At 31.9% G+C, this 13,567-nt stretch carries 13 protein-coding genes, 1 other RNA gene and 2 pseudogenes; 11 read left to right on the top strand and 5 right to left on the bottom strand.

Annotated features, from left to right (window positions below; translation table 11 throughout):
* Window positions 1–170: 170 nt before the first annotated feature.
* Window positions 171–1,634 (bottom strand): helix-turn-helix domain-containing protein, encoded by a 1,464-nt coding sequence (locus tag RV14_RS08335; protein WP_071855813.1) that lies wholly within the window; start codon window positions 1,632–1,634, stop codon window positions 171–173.
* 428 nt (window positions 1,635–2,062) lie between these two features.
* On the opposite strand from RV14_RS08335, the gene RV14_RS08340 reads away from it, so the two are divergent.
* Both RV14_RS08340 and RV14_RS08345 read left to right on the top strand, forming a co-directional pair.
* Complete coding sequence (locus RV14_RS08340; RefSeq protein ID WP_071855814.1) at window positions 2,063–2,605, top strand: TetR/AcrR family transcriptional regulator; 543 nt, start codon at window positions 2,063–2,065, stop codon at window positions 2,603–2,605.
* 138 nt (window positions 2,606–2,743) lie between these two features.
* On the top strand, window positions 2,744–3,079 hold the full coding sequence (locus RV14_RS08345) for a hypothetical protein (RefSeq protein ID WP_071855815.1): 336 nt from the start codon (window positions 2,744–2,746) through the stop codon (window positions 3,077–3,079).
* Window positions 3,080–3,182: 103 nt separating this feature from the next.
* Here the strand turns inward: RV14_RS08345 and RV14_RS08350 are convergent.
* Window positions 3,183–4,034: pseudogene (locus RV14_RS08350) on the bottom strand (helix-turn-helix domain-containing protein).
* 100 nt (window positions 4,035–4,134) lie between these two features.
* On the opposite strand from RV14_RS08350, the gene tadA reads away from it, so the two are divergent.
* The 6 genes from tadA (at window position 4,135) to RV14_RS08380 (ending at window position 8,467) form a co-directional block, all read left to right on the top strand.
* Complete coding sequence (tadA, locus tag RV14_RS08355; protein WP_217265351.1) at window positions 4,135–4,626, top strand: tRNA adenosine(34) deaminase TadA; 492 nt, start codon at window positions 4,135–4,137, stop codon at window positions 4,624–4,626.
* 39 nt (window positions 4,627–4,665) lie between these two features.
* Window positions 4,666–4,752, top strand: an RNA gene (gene ffs, locus RV14_RS08360) — signal recognition particle sRNA small type.
* A 225-nt stretch (window positions 4,753–4,977) separates the two neighbouring features.
* Complete coding sequence (locus RV14_RS08365) at window positions 4,978–6,363, top strand: bifunctional metallophosphatase/5'-nucleotidase (RefSeq protein ID WP_071855816.1); 1,386 nt, start codon at window positions 4,978–4,980, stop codon at window positions 6,361–6,363.
* 36 nt (window positions 6,364–6,399) lie between these two features.
* Window positions 6,400–7,053, top strand: coding sequence for a YutD family protein (locus RV14_RS08370; protein WP_071855817.1), 654 nt, complete (start codon window positions 6,400–6,402; stop codon window positions 7,051–7,053).
* Between the two features lie 7 nt (window positions 7,054–7,060).
* Window positions 7,061–7,825, top strand: coding sequence for a TIGR01457 family HAD-type hydrolase (locus RV14_RS08375; protein ID WP_071855818.1), 765 nt, complete (start codon window positions 7,061–7,063; stop codon window positions 7,823–7,825).
* Complete coding sequence (locus tag RV14_RS08380) at window positions 7,826–8,467, top strand: TIGR01906 family membrane protein (RefSeq protein ID WP_071855819.1); 642 nt, start codon at window positions 7,826–7,828, stop codon at window positions 8,465–8,467.
* Between the two features lie 102 nt (window positions 8,468–8,569).
* Here RV14_RS08380 and RV14_RS08385 read toward each other — a convergent pair whose 3' ends face one another.
* Both RV14_RS08385 and RV14_RS08390 read right to left on the bottom strand, forming a co-directional pair.
* Window positions 8,570–9,079, bottom strand: a complete 510-nt coding sequence (locus RV14_RS08385) for a phosphatidylglycerophosphatase A family protein (protein ID WP_071855820.1) — start codon at window positions 9,077–9,079, stop codon at window positions 8,570–8,572.
* A 108-nt stretch (window positions 9,080–9,187) separates the two neighbouring features.
* Window positions 9,188–10,186 carry an NAD(P)/FAD-dependent oxidoreductase gene (locus tag RV14_RS08390; RefSeq protein WP_071855821.1) on the bottom strand — a complete coding sequence of 333 codons (999 nt, stop codon included), beginning with the start codon at window positions 10,184–10,186 and terminating at the stop codon, window positions 9,188–9,190.
* A gap of 300 nt (window positions 10,187–10,486) precedes the next feature.
* On the opposite strand from RV14_RS08390, the gene RV14_RS08395 reads away from it, so the two are divergent.
* A complete protein-coding gene (locus RV14_RS08395; protein WP_071855822.1) occupies window positions 10,487–11,071 on the top strand; it encodes a peptidylprolyl isomerase in 585 nt (194 codons plus the stop codon).
* 117 nt (window positions 11,072–11,188) lie between these two features.
* On the opposite strand, the pseudogene RV14_RS08400 reads toward RV14_RS08395, so the two are convergent.
* A pseudogene (locus tag RV14_RS08400) lies at window positions 11,189–12,336 on the bottom strand (aminotransferase class I/II-fold pyridoxal phosphate-dependent enzyme).
* A 90-nt stretch (window positions 12,337–12,426) separates the two neighbouring features.
* Here RV14_RS08400 and RV14_RS08405 point away from each other — a divergent pair.
* A complete protein-coding gene (locus RV14_RS08405; RefSeq protein ID WP_071855823.1) occupies window positions 12,427–12,807 on the top strand; it encodes a CvfD/Ygs/GSP13 family RNA-binding post-transcriptional regulator in 381 nt (126 codons plus the stop codon).
* A 74-nt stretch (window positions 12,808–12,881) separates the two neighbouring features.
* The gene (locus RV14_RS08410; RefSeq protein WP_071855824.1) at window positions 12,882–13,244 is read left to right on the top strand and encodes a hypothetical protein; all 363 of its coding nucleotides are present in this window, start codon (window positions 12,882–12,884) and stop codon (window positions 13,242–13,244) included.
* The last annotated feature ends 323 nt before the right edge of the window (window positions 13,245–13,567 follow it).

Consider the following 13,567-nt stretch of genomic DNA (forward strand, 5'->3'; position numbering starts at 1 on the left):
GATATAAACGCTGGATTATTCGAAAAGTATTTTAAAAATTTTTGGATAATCCAGCTTTTCTTGATTTTTTAGCTGCAAGAAAGTCATAAATATCTTTAGTAAGTTTAAAAATCTTCTATTTTTAAATGAAGATTTTCATAAAAGAAAAATTATTTAGCGAAGAAAAAAACTTAATTCTGATGGAGACGCTGAATTAAATGAAGTAAATGGAGCCAAAGTTCATTTTCCCGGTTAGGGTCCAGATAAAAAATTTCAGCTGTTTGTTGTTGTGAATCAAAACAATCTGTAATAATCAAATCTGCCTGCTCAGGATTTTCAGTAATATGTAAAAATTGATCGTTAAAGATATTTTTTAAACGATTTCTTATATGGTAATTGCCGGACGCCATTTTATTCATCTGTATATGAACGACTAATTCTTTTTTTTCTTCTGTTTTTAAAAGAGTGTAAATCAAACGACTAAGAGGATTGATAAGTAACTGTTTATTCGGATAATTTAAAAATGCTGTATCAATGATTTCTTGTATTTTCTCCCACTGTTGATCTTCTCCATCAATTATTGAGTTTATATTAGGAAAGTAAAGTGCATAAAAATATTCATATTTTTCTTCAAACAAAAGAATAAAAGCAGTTAACATCATGATCAAATAATGATAATAATATTTTTTTTCAACTGATGCAATGGTTGGAAAATATTCAGCCAATTTTTTTACTAGAAAGGAAACGTGCCGACAAATAGGATGATTGCTTTTAGAAAATTCATATCCAAACAAAGTTTTCTGTTCTTCGGGGATGAGATTTGGAAAAAAATAACAAAGCAAAAAATTAAAATAAAGTATCTCATTTTGCACGAGTTTTTCGGGCAAAAAATTTGCTAAATAATTTTTCATTTCGCCAGTAAAGTCTTTTGTCTTTGTTAAAATTTTCATTATTTCATAAATAGCTAGCAGTTGTGCGTCTTCTAGAGGATAATGCGAAACCCGTATTAAAAAAGTAGCCATCAACAAATAAACTTTTTCCTGTGCCTTCGTAGCTTTTTTTGATAATAAAAGTTCATTAGATAAAGGGGTCTTTTTCACTTGAGAAAGTTTAATACTTGTTAAAGGCCAATCAATTCCTTGAAAAGCATCGAAAAAAAAGATATACATATATACTCTAAAAGACAATTCATTGCCTTTTAAGATGTAACAATTTTGTCGTGAAATAATCTGTAAATGAAATTTTTTAAGTGACCTATTTAATTGATTCGTCAATTTCTCTAAATAAGAGGGCGATATGTATAATTGCTCCAGTAAAAATTTTTTGGAAACAGGAGTCGCTGGTGTGTCAAACAGCAGCATTAAAAATTTAAAACGGTTTGATTCTCGTAAAAAAAATAATTTCATGTAGTGAAAGATAGCCACTTTTTCCTCTTTATGTTGAGAATCTAATTCAATTTCACCTTTAGGAGTAGAATAAATAAATCTTTGGATGTTTAATTGTTGAAAAATGGATCCGTTGAGTTTACGAATAATTTCTTTGATTGTTCTTTTAGGAATGGATAACATCTGAGATAGTTCGTGTAAAGAACATTTATTTGATTGAATGATGGTGTAGAGTACGAGTAACTCTTTTTTTTTCGCATCAATTAACATAAGTAGCTCCTTTCCATTTTATTTTTGTATAAGGGGGTACATAAACTGTGAGTGGAAACAGCTTTTAATGTGTGCTATTCTCACATAGTAAGAGTGTTTTATTATGTATGTTGTTATTTTAAAAGCATCTAATAATTATTTATTCTATTGTTCATTTCTTTGCTTCTTTTGTCAAGTTATAATACATATAATAGTATAAATAAATAATAAAAACACTGTTATTTACTGTATTTTGTTATGTTTAATTTTTGGGTTTTAGAAAAATATGTTAGTTTATCAACGTTCTGTTTTACTTTGGAATTAATTATTGGTAAAAAATGTTATGTATGTTATTTTTTATTGAATAGAATTTGGTTTGTTTAAAGGAGTAATACAAAGAACTTGTTAACAGGCGGAATGAATCAACGGTTAAAAGGAAGGATGATAATATGAGTAGAGTAACAAATTTTAGTAAAGAGTATTTACTTTTTAAAAGTATGGTATATGCTGAAGAAAATGGTTTATCTAAAATAACGGCAAGAAGTTTAGCATCTTTTTGTGGATGTTCTACTTATCCGATTTATGCTCATTTCAAATCAATACGTGTACTGAAAGAAAAAATTATTGAAGAAATAACAAAGTGCTTTGATCGTTACTTAATGGAATATGTAATAGACGATTTTTTTAGCATTGTTCATCTATTAAAGGAGTTCTTTTCGATTCATGAAAGTATTAAAGGTGTTGTTATTAAGTCTGAATTAGATATGGCTTCACTGTTTAAACGAGCATTTTCTGAATACGTTAAAGAAAATACTGGAATTAAAGAACCTTATTTATTAGAATTGCTTTGGCTTAATGCTTTAGGAAGTTTGAATTCGGATTGTTCTTCCCATGAGTTTTTTGAAACTATGACATTAATTTGGAACAAATTAGCAGAGTTAGAAGATGATTTACCGGAAGTGCTAACGAATATTCAATACTCTCCTAAATAAAAATAGCTATGAGCCAAATGTTTAAAAGCCAATCATTATTTTTAGTTGCACCTGAATTTGGAAAAGCAAAAAGGGCAAATAGTTCGTTTATCCTTTTATTTGTGCTATGATTGAAGTAAATAAAAGGAGTTGGTAATGATGAAAACATCAACAAAAGTAACGATTGGATTAGGTGTCGCAGCCGTAGCAAGTGTTTCAACAGCAGTAATTGTTTCAGGAAAAATCATTGAAAAAATTCATCATATGACTAACCGTATGAAAGTAAAAAAATTTGTAGAGAATACGTTTGATGGAAATGAAAAATTATTAAATATCGTCGAACATTTGTCTGACAGTGATCTAGATTCTTTGATGGGAATTTTAGAAAAAATTAAATCTAGTAAGAAGAAAATCTCTGTTCATGGGGATTCTTTAAAAGGAGCAACGGAAGAAATTAAGGAACGCCTACTACATTTTTTGGAGAAAATGAAATAATTCATTAAAAACGATCAAAAAAGCGTCAAGCCTATAAAAACGAATAAAAAAATTTCTTTATTCCAATTTACTGGCTACACGCTTTTTTGTTTTTCCGTAACGACTAATTTTGTAAAAGAAGCAAGTAACAAAAAAGTAAATCATTTGCTTGTTTTAAGTTGAATCCGGATAATTCTTGAAATCTTTCTATCCTGTACTTTAATGTATTTCGATGAAGAAATAACGATTTAGCAGCTGAACTAATATTTCCTAAATTTTTCCATAATACAACAATAATTTCTTCCATATCTGCATCTGCAATCATTTTTTGATAGCCTAAAATGAAAGAATTGTCACTTAATTTGTCTTTTGTGTAGTAGTGTAAAGCAACTTCTGGCAAAGACATGGTACCACCGTGTAATGCAAAAAAATTCTTTTCTTCTAAAAATAATTTTCTTTCTTCAGAAAACAAATTTGAAAAATTTTGTGTAGGAAAGTGAAAAGTTCCTACAAATGCTTGGGTGGTGATCGCAAAGTCTGCATCCAATGAAAGAAAAATCCCTCTAAGTTCAGAAGCATCAAGGTAGTCAGGATGTTTTTTTTCAATTAATAAGGCATCTGTTTCTGTATAAAAGAAAAAATCTTCTAAATAGAAAAATAGTTCATGAATGGTTTCTTGCCACTCTTGTTTAAGAAAATCTTCTCGTCAGTGAATTTGAAATTGGATCATGCGAAAACTTTCTTCAAGATGAAGTGGTTGGTTTGCAAACAAATAATGATACCACGGATGATTTTTCTTTGTGTTGGTCACAGGAAATAATGCTTTCAAAAGCTTTATTTCTTGTAAAGAAAGTGATTCTTTTTCAATCCATAAAAAAGAGTCGTCAATTGCAAAAGAAAGAATTTTTTCATTTGAGGAAGGTATGTTCTTTTTTTGGGCATTTGGATAAAGTGTCATTATTTTGGTCCAGTTCATTAGCTTCACCTCTTTTTTATTCTACCATAAGTTAAAAAATTAGTTACAATCTTTTTGACTTATGCTAAAGTTAAGCAAAAAAACAAAAGTAGGGGATTAATTGGAATTTAAGGAATTGGATAATCAAAAACATGATGATTGGATGCTTTTGGCTCTTGAAGAAGCGAAGAAAGCCGAAAAATTAGCAGAAGTACCGATTGGTGCTATCGTTGTTTTAAATAATGAAATTATTGGAAAAGGTTATAATTTAAGAGAAACTACTCAAGATGCAACAACACATGCAGAAATGATTGCAATTAGAGAAGCTTGTCAAAAAGTTGGTAGTTGGCGTTTAGAAGAAGCACGATTATATGTCACACTTGAGCCCTGTCCTATGTGCAGTGGCGCTATGATTTTATCTCGGATAAAGGAAGTTTATTTTGGTGCTTATGATCCAAAAGGTGGAGTGGCTGGTACGTTGATGAATTTACTAGAAGATGAACGCTTCAATCATCAAGTTCACGTAGTCGGTGGTGTGCTAGAAAAAAATTGTAGACAAATCTTAAGTGATTTTTTTAAAGAATTGCGTGTAAGAAAAAAGAAAAAAAGCTAGCCAAATAAAAAGAAATAAGGTATACTGTTACTTGCCGAAAGGCTAGGACAATGACGGGCTTGTGAAGCGTGTCAGATCTGGAAGGAAGCAGCACTAAGCAGGCTCCGTCATGTGTCTGATTAAAATAAGTAAGACATGTTGGTCCAATAAATAGTTGTTCGTTCTGCTATTTGTTGTGGCTTTTTTTAATTTATATTCACTTAGGAGCCCGGTTTAAGATCGGTCTTCTTTTTTTGTCTATAACTGTTAAGATAAAGTTTCTTCTAATCTTTGCTTGAAGAGAAAAAACATGCAAAGTGAACAAAGAAACGTCCTATGGTATGATAAAGAAAAGTGAGGCGAATAAAAAATATGGAAGAAATAGTGTTTTTACATACAAATGATTTACATTCACATTTAGAAAATTGGCCCAAAATCAGAAGATTCATCAATCAAACAAAATGTAAAAACGAAACAAAAGAAAATACAACGACCATTACAGTTGATTTAGGAGACTTTGTTGATCGTTGGCATCCATTATCAGAAGCGACCGCTGGTCAGGCAAATGTTGAGTTAATGAATACGGTTGGCTATGATGCAGTAACGATTGGCAATAATGAAGGTGTAGGAAATAGCAAGGAGGAGTTGAACCATCTTTATGACCATGCCAATTTTGATGTATTATTAGACAATTTATTTGATAAGCAAACCTTACAACCGCCGAAATGGGCGAAGCGTTTTAAAATCATTGAAACAGCTCAGCACACAAAAATTGGTCTCATTGCTTTTACTGCACCATTTCCGTTGACTTATAGTCCAAATGGTTGGGATGTTCGTAGCCCTTACGATATATTGCCTCAACTAGTCGAAGAATTAAGACCAAAAGTGAATGTTCTTGTTTTGATGAGTCATTTAGGAATACAAGACGATAGTCAAATTGCACAAGATCTGCCAGCCATTGATGTGATTTTAGGATCGCACACTCACCATTTATTTATAGATGGGAAAACAATTAATAAGGTCCAACTTGCCGCAGCAGGAAAATATGGGCAATATGTTGGAGAAGTTCATTTAACACTTGATGAAAATAAAAAAATCATAAAAAAATCGGCAAAGACTATAGCTACTGAAGCGATGACAGCATTCAGTGAAGATGAGCAAGAAATAAAAGGGTATTTAGATCAAGGACATCAATGCTTAAGTGAGAAAAAAGTAGCAAACTTACCTTTTCCTTTGTCTTTAGACATTTTTAATAATCATTCGTTTATTCATGAAGCATTGGAAGCAGTTAAATATAAGGGACAAACGAAGGCAGCAATGTTAAATAGCGGATTATTTTTAACCGGATTAGCAGCAGGAATTGTCAATCAAGACCATCTTCATACGGCTTTGCCTCATCCAATGCATTTGTTGAATGTTTCACTTAAAGGAAGAGATCTCATTCGTCTCGTGTTAGAAATTGAGAAAAATCGTGGTTTTTTACGCAATTATCCGATAAAAGGAATGGGGTTTCGTGGAAAAGTTTTTGGTCAAGTTGTTTATAGAGGGATTTCTTACGATGCCGTGAATCATCAAGTTTATTGGTTGAATCAACCAATCGATAATGAGCGTTACTATCTTTTTACAACGGTCGACCATTTTATGTTTATTCCGTTCTTTCCAACGATTGAAATAGTTGGAGAAAATGAGTTTTTATTTCCGGAATTTATTCGTAGTGTAGTAGGTGAGTACTTAAAAGCTCACTATCCAATCAAATAAAAACAAGGTATAATAAGAGTAATAGGTGGTGAAAGCATGTCGACCAAGCAAAACGCGCAGTATGCGAGAGAAGCAGAAATAAATGAAAAAAAGGCATCAAAAAACGTAGAGGATCAAACAATTACAAAAGAGCTCACGAATGTTTTGGAAGAAATCATCGAAGAACCTAAAGCACAGACAATTAAAGAGGAAAGTATTACTTTTTTAGATGAGATAAATTTTTTGATAGGAGAAAAACATTATCGATTAGTCGCTAATCATCGAGAAGGGTTTGATCCAGAAAAGCTTGGTGAAAGATACAGTGATATTTTGTCTAAATATGATTATATCGTTGGTGATTGGGGTTATGAACAGTTAAGACTAAAAGGTTTTTTTCGAATAGATAACAGACGTGCGCATCCAGAACAACGGATTGATTCTTTAGAAGATTATCTTTATGAATATTGTAATTTTGGGTGTGCTTATTTTGTGATTGAACAAATCAGTGGGAAAAAAGACAAGCATGCACAGCGGCGAAGAAAAAAGAAAAAACAAAATCGAGCGTATATAGACGAGAAAAAGGCGCCTGTTTCTGCTAACCACAAAAAAGCAGTTATAAAAAAAAGAAAGGCAGAGCAAATAAAAGCTGATAAAACTTCAATAAAACCCAAGTCAAGTGCGAATTTTACGATAAGAAAAAGGGAAGAGTAGTGAAAAGATGAATTATAAAGGATATTTGATTGATTTAGATGGAACAATTTATCGAGGAACAGAACCAATTCCTGCCGGAAAACATTTTGTAGAGGCACTTCAAGAAAGGAAGTTACCTTTTTTGTTTGTCACAAACAATACAACAAAAAGTCCAGAAACGGTCGCGCATCGATTGGACGATGAATTTGATATACATGTACAGCCTGAAACTATCTATACGGCTACACTAGCAACAATTGATTTTATGCTTTCTGATGGTAAAGGAAAGAAAGTTTATGCTATTGGTGAAGCTGGTTTGATTGATTTAATTTTAGCGGCAGGGTTTATTTGGGATGAAAAAACACCTGATTATGTCGTAGTTGGTTTGGATAATTATTTAACATATGAAAAAATTGTCAAAGCAACTTTAGCTATACAAAAAGGTGCCACTTTCATTGGTACAAATTCTGATAAAAATATTCCAACAGAACGTGGCTTATTGCCCGGAGCTGGTTCAGTGATTTCTTTTGTGGAAACTGCTACTCAAACGTCACCCATTTATATTGGCAAACCGGAAGCAATTATTATGAATAAAGCAGTAGAAAAATTAGGGTTGAAAAAAGAAGAAGTAATTATGGTAGGAGATAACTATGAAACAGATATTCAAGCAGGACTCCAAAATCATATTGATACATTATTAGTATTATCGGGTTTTACTAAGGAAGAAGATGTTTCTAATTTATTAACGCCGCCAACTTATGTTCTCCACTCATTAGATGAATGGAGATTCTAAATGAAACATGTAAAATGGATGTGGAAAGAATATACAGGGTTGATTTGCTTGTTTTTTTTGCTTACTAGTCTTGCAGCTACGATAACGATTAATTTTCGATTGCTTTATGTGCTAGATATTAAACATTTAAAGATACTTAATCATACAGTACTTGATCAAAGAACATTATTAAAAAATTTTGATCAGTTAATGACTTATTTGAATCATCCTTTTCAAAAAATGCTAAGATTACAAGATTTTCCTGTGTCCGCTAGCGGAGCGCATCACTTCTATGAAGTAAAAAAATTATTTTTGCTTAATTACGCAGTATTATTCATTACTTTTATTCCAAGTATTTCTTATATTTTTTATTTAAAAAAGAATAAACGTTTATGGCGGTTGATTCATCCGTTTCAAATTGGTATGTTTATTCCAGTTATTTTTGGCTTTTTTATGTTAATAGGATTTGATCGTTTTTTTGTACTTTTTCATGAAACATTTTTTAATAATGATGATTGGCTATTCAATCCGGTCACTGATCCGATCATCAATGTTTTGCCGGAACAATTTTTTATGCATAGCTTTCTTATATTTTTTCTTTTAATTGAGCTATTTTTCGCTTTTTTTGTCATGCTTGGAAAAAGCTCAGTAAAAAAAGTATGAGAATCAGACTGAAACTAAGAAAACATTTTTATTTGCTAAAAAAGGAAGCAAATAAAAATGTTTTCGCTTCCTCTTGTTTTACCTAAGCATTTTGCTATTGCTTTATTGAGTTAAGTGGCTACGTTTTTCGGGTTCTTGATGAGCAAGTCGACTCGCGGCAGAGGCTGCAATGGCTCCTACGATATCATCTAAAAATGTATGCACATTTTTGGCATCATGATGATTTAATTTTTGCAAAATACCAGGCTTTACTTTATCAATGTAGCCATAGTTTGTAAAGCCAATCGTACCATAAACATTCACAATTGATAAAGCTAGAATTTCATCAATGCCATATAACCCTTCATCTTCTTCAACAATTTGTTGGAGCGGACTCATCAACTTTTTTTCTTCTGCTAAGATATCTAATTGAATTCCTGTAATGATCGCATTGTGTACTTCGCGTTTTGTCAAAACAGCTTGAACACTTTCAAGGCAATCCGCTAAGGTTAAATCGGTAATGTAATCTTTTTGTAAAAACATGACGAGTTCTGCAATATCTTCCAGCGTAACTCCCCGACTACTAAGTAATTCATGAGCTTTGTCTTCTAAAGTTTCGTTTTTTATAACCATTTTTTCCTCTTCTTGAATCCTCCTTTTATCAATAAATCGATACGTGTAAAAAAACTAATTCCTTTATTGTATTATTAAATGCAGAAAATAGGTGATAAAGTGATAAAACTACTTTATAGAATTCGACTGGGTGTATAAACTTGTACTGTGTCCCGGTTGGGTACGCTCTTTAGGATTAATAAAGTGTAGCGCGTTATTGACTGCTGTAGGAGCCTCTCCAAAACCTGTAGCTATCAATTTAACTTTTCCTTTGTAAGAACAAATGTCTCCGGCTGCATATACTCCCGGCATTGATGTCGACATGTCAGAGTTTACAACTATCGCATTTCTAGAACTTTCAAGGCCCCACGAAGAGAGCTGATCAAGTGTGGAGGTAAAGCCATAATTAACAATTAAGGAATCCACCATTAAATGGATGGTTTCGTCACTTTTTACCATTTTTAAACGAATATTAGATAATTCGCCGTTTTCTCCAGATAATTTATCAATGAGATAAGGAGTTAAGAGATTAACGGATGAATTTTTTAGTAAATTTACGCTGTGTTCATGCCCTCTAAATTCTGTACGCCGGTGAATAAGATAAACTTCACTAGCAATTGAATCCAGCGTTAATGCCCAGTCGATGGCTGAATCACCTCCACCTGCAATGGCTACTTTTTTCCCAGCGTATTTCATTAAGTTGTTTACGAAATAATCTAATCCATGATTTTCAAAAGTAGTGGCTTCAGATAATTTTAATTTTCTAGGTTGGAAAGAACCATTTCCCAAAGTCAAAATAACAGCTTTTGAGTAATGAGTGTCTTTGTTAGTAGTAATTTCAATCAGATTCTCTTCTTTAGCGATTGAAAGGACCTCTTCATTTAAATGAAATGAATGATTGAAAGCTGTGAGCTGTTTTTCAAGATTAGTTACTAGTTCATTTGCTTTAATTGCTGGGAAGCCGGGAATATCATAAATATATTTTTCAGGGTAAAGTGCTGCTAGTTGTCCACCTAGTTGAGGTAAACTGTCAATGATTTTCGTTTTTGCTTGTCGCATCCCTGCATAAAACGCAGCAAACATTCCTACTGGTCCGGCACCTATAATTGTAATATCATAGATTTCCATAAAAACATTCCTCCTCATACTCACACTATAGCAGAATTTAATTGAGAATTCTTCTCAAATAATTAATTTAAATATAAATAAAAGATTAAAAAAACAGAAGAAGTAAGATGGAATTTAATGTCTTAGATAAAAAATCGAATTTTTTATTCAGTTAGCGAATAAATAGTTATTTTCTTGAAAAGAGGTTATCATTTTTATGAGGAATTCGTTCTTTTTCAGTTTCTTAAGTTTCCTATAACAGAGAACGGTTAGAATATGTTATGATTACGAAGAAGGAATAATTTTTAGGAGGACAATCATATGGTATTTCCACAATTGAATTTAGAAAATGAAAAAGGACCTAAAGCAGTTATTAAAACAAATCGTGGGGACATTACGATTCAGTTATTCCCAGAACTAGCACCTAAAACGGTCAAAAATTTTATTGAATTAGCGAAAAAAGGTTATTATGACGGTGTGATTTTTCATCGTGTCATTCCAGATTTTATGATTCAAGGCGGTGATCCAACTGGGACAGGCATGGGTGGTGAAAGCATCTACGGTAAAAGCTTTGAAGATGAATTTAGTCGTGAATTATTCAATTTACGTGGTGCTTTATCAATGGCTAACTCGGGACCAAATACTAATGGGAGTCAGTTTTTTATTGTTAATAATAAAAATGTACCAGTAAACATGCTTGATCAGTTAGATGGAGCGGGTTTTCCAAAGGAGATTATTGAAGCATACAAGAATGGAGGAACACCTTGGCTTGATTTTCGTCATACTGTTTTTGGTCATGTGACAACTGGAATGAAAACGGTAGATGACATTGCTAATGTACAACGCGGACCACAAGATCGTCCAGTTCATGATGTAGTGATTGAAGAAGTGGAGATTTCAGACTAGTTTTGTTTCATATTCATAACAAAAAAGAACAAATCGAAATGGCTATAGACTGTTTCGGTTTGTTTGTTCTGTCACTTGGTCTAAGTAGGTAGAAAATAGACAAAATTTTTTTAAGATTTACGTAAAAGCTTTTTTGATGCGAGTTAAACTATCGAGTAGTACTTCTTTGTGACAAGCTAAATTTAATCGCATATGAGAATGTCGGCAGGATCAAACGTAATACCAGCATTTACACAACTTTTCCATTTATTAATTAAAGATGATTCTAATGCCTTATCGTCTGGTTCATAATCCGTAAAATCCAATCACAGTAGACAAGTCTTCGCAGGAAACATCACGCCTAATTTGGGCAAACACTGTTTGAAAAAACTGATGCAAACTATGCATTTTTTCTATATATGGATATGGCAAGAGATGATGTAGCTCCTTCTTGCCAGTTTCATAAGCCGCTCGTGTACCGATCAATCCAAATTATTGATTTCTTGTTGTTGATTCATTAATAAGTGGTGTTCAAACAGTTCTTTTAATTCAGATTTTTTATGAAAACCATTGAACGTTTAATAGCTACTAAATAATAAAAATTTTTATAGCAGAAGCAAATGTGATCAAAGAATAGTTTAACTTTTCGTCTATAGTTAGCATAAAAGTGAAGCAATTTTTCGAAAAACTGATGTGTTGATGTATCTCATCATTAAAAAGAAAAATATGAATATAGATGACTTAAATTTACTACTACTTCTTTTTTTAAAATATGTACTCTTGGATTATGTAGATTGCTAAGGAAGATGGCCTTTATTTTTTGCTCATTTCTTTTTTTCATTTCTTGATAATCCATTGTGAATTTTTTCTTTTTTATTAACGGAGTGTGTACAAGTGTTTGCTGATTATTTTTGATGATCGAAGCAAATGACAGAGGATTGTGTATAAGAATACGATCACCCGATTATGTGAATGCTGGAATAGCACAGCTAAACTGAATAATGCGCCGCTAGTAAAAATGATATTATCTTTTGCTAAAGCGACTGGATGTTTCTGTTTTCTCAATGGATGATTGTTTGATATAATTTTTCGGAAATGATTAAATAATCAAAAATCCCCTGAGAAATATATTTTTTAAACACATTTTTAACGCCTGTTGGAGAGAAGAAATCCATGTTTGCTACTCATAAAGGCAATAAGTCGTTCGCATGATAAGTTTGTACAATTGAATCCCATTTTATACTTTCAGTGTTTTTTCTTGAAATAGTGTTGTCAAATTCGCTCATAAGAAGCCCCCGTTTTCTATTGATTATTTTCCAAACTTCTTTTTTTAAGACATTTACAGTATAATAATAAATGCGAAGAGAGGGAAGTACATGATATATAAAATTGGTCAAATAATTAAAGGAAGAATCACTGGTATACAGCCCTATGGAGCATTTGTTTCTTTAGATGAAGAAACACAAGGTCTGATCCACGTTTCAGAAGTACAATCTGGGTATACTAAAAGCATTCATACTTTATTGAAAATCGATCAATCAGTAACCGTTCAAATTATCGATATTGATGCGTACTCGAAGAAAATTAGTTTATCGTTACGCACATTGGAAAAAAAGAATGCTGCTATTGCTTATCGAAAGAAAAGATACTTTACCAATAAAAACAAAAAAATCGGTTTTGCAACGCTTGCGGAACAGTTGCCTAAATGGGTAAATGAAGCGTTAAGAGAATTAGAACAGAAAGAAAATAAGAAATAAAAAGTATATTTTTTTCTGAAAATATGCTAGAATTTTTATGTAAGCTACAGAACGAGTTGATCGAGGTGAAAATTTTGGCAAGCAAAAAAGTCGCTGGTACAATTATGTTGCATTTGGAGGATGGATCAAAAAAATTTTTAGTCCATTCGATTGATAACAAACTGGAGTTTGCATTAGCAGAGCTTTCAGAAGAAAAAACTGGGTTAGCAAATATGCTTAGTTTTTTAAAAGAAATTGTTCATATTGATGTTCGCAAAATTAATTTGATGGAATTGACAAACACACACGTTAACCACGAGAATATTCCATTGTTTGTTTTTGAAACGGAGCAAAAAAGTCAAAGTGAAATATTAGGTGAAGGTTATCTTTGGGAGGGTCCAGATCAAATGCGCACTGTTCTTGGAACTTACGAAGTGGAAGGAGTTCCTCTTTTTTAATGTCGTAAATGAAGTAAAATCAAAAGCAGCATGAATTTTTTGCGACCATTAATAAAGAGAAGGAGGAGAACGTTCAACTGAATTAAAAAATAGCTTTTTTAAGCAGAAAAATTTTCTTTTTTACCTTCAAAATACAGGTTACTTTAAAAAAAAAGAAAAAATTCATAAGAATGGTTATTGACGTTCCTCATTCTACATGATAGTTTTAATATTGTTGATTTTAAGAAATAATTAAATAAAATTTTCTGAAAAGAATAGTGAAAAAATACTTGACGTGTGAGAACTCACATGATAATATAACTAAGTCTTTTAAAAAGAATCAC

This window comes from Enterococcus ratti, from assembly GCF_001886195.1.
Classification (GTDB): Bacteria; Bacillota; Bacilli; order Lactobacillales; family Enterococcaceae; genus Enterococcus_B; species Enterococcus_B ratti.

Coding starts and splice junctions, on each gene's coding strand:
- RV14_RS08345 (WP_071855815.1), top strand. CDS start 2,744: ATGAAAACATCAACAAAAGTAACGATTGGATTAGGTGTCGCAGCCGTA.
- RV14_RS08405 (WP_071855823.1), top strand. CDS start 12,427: ATGATATATAAAATTGGTCAAATAATTAAAGGAAGAATCACTGGTATA.
- RV14_RS08370 (WP_071855817.1), top strand. CDS start 6,400: ATGTCGACCAAGCAAAACGCGCAGTATGCGAGAGAAGCAGAAATAAAT.
- RV14_RS08385 (WP_071855820.1), bottom strand. CDS start 9,079: ATGGTTATAAAAAACGAAACTTTAGAAGACAAAGCTCATGAATTACTT.
- RV14_RS08390 (WP_071855821.1), bottom strand. CDS start 10,186: ATGGAAATCTATGATATTACAATTATAGGTGCCGGACCAGTAGGAATG.
- RV14_RS08375 (WP_071855818.1), top strand. CDS start 7,061: ATGAATTATAAAGGATATTTGATTGATTTAGATGGAACAATTTATCGA.
- RV14_RS08335 (WP_071855813.1), bottom strand. CDS start 1,634: ATGTTAATTGATGCGAAAAAAAAAGAGTTACTCGTACTCTACACCATC.
- RV14_RS08395 (WP_071855822.1), top strand. CDS start 10,487: ATGGTATTTCCACAATTGAATTTAGAAAATGAAAAAGGACCTAAAGCA.
- RV14_RS08365 (WP_071855816.1), top strand. CDS start 4,978: ATGGAAGAAATAGTGTTTTTACATACAAATGATTTACATTCACATTTA.
- RV14_RS08380 (WP_071855819.1), top strand. CDS start 7,826: ATGAAACATGTAAAATGGATGTGGAAAGAATATACAGGGTTGATTTGC.
- RV14_RS08340 (WP_071855814.1), top strand. CDS start 2,063: ATGAGTAGAGTAACAAATTTTAGTAAAGAGTATTTACTTTTTAAAAGT.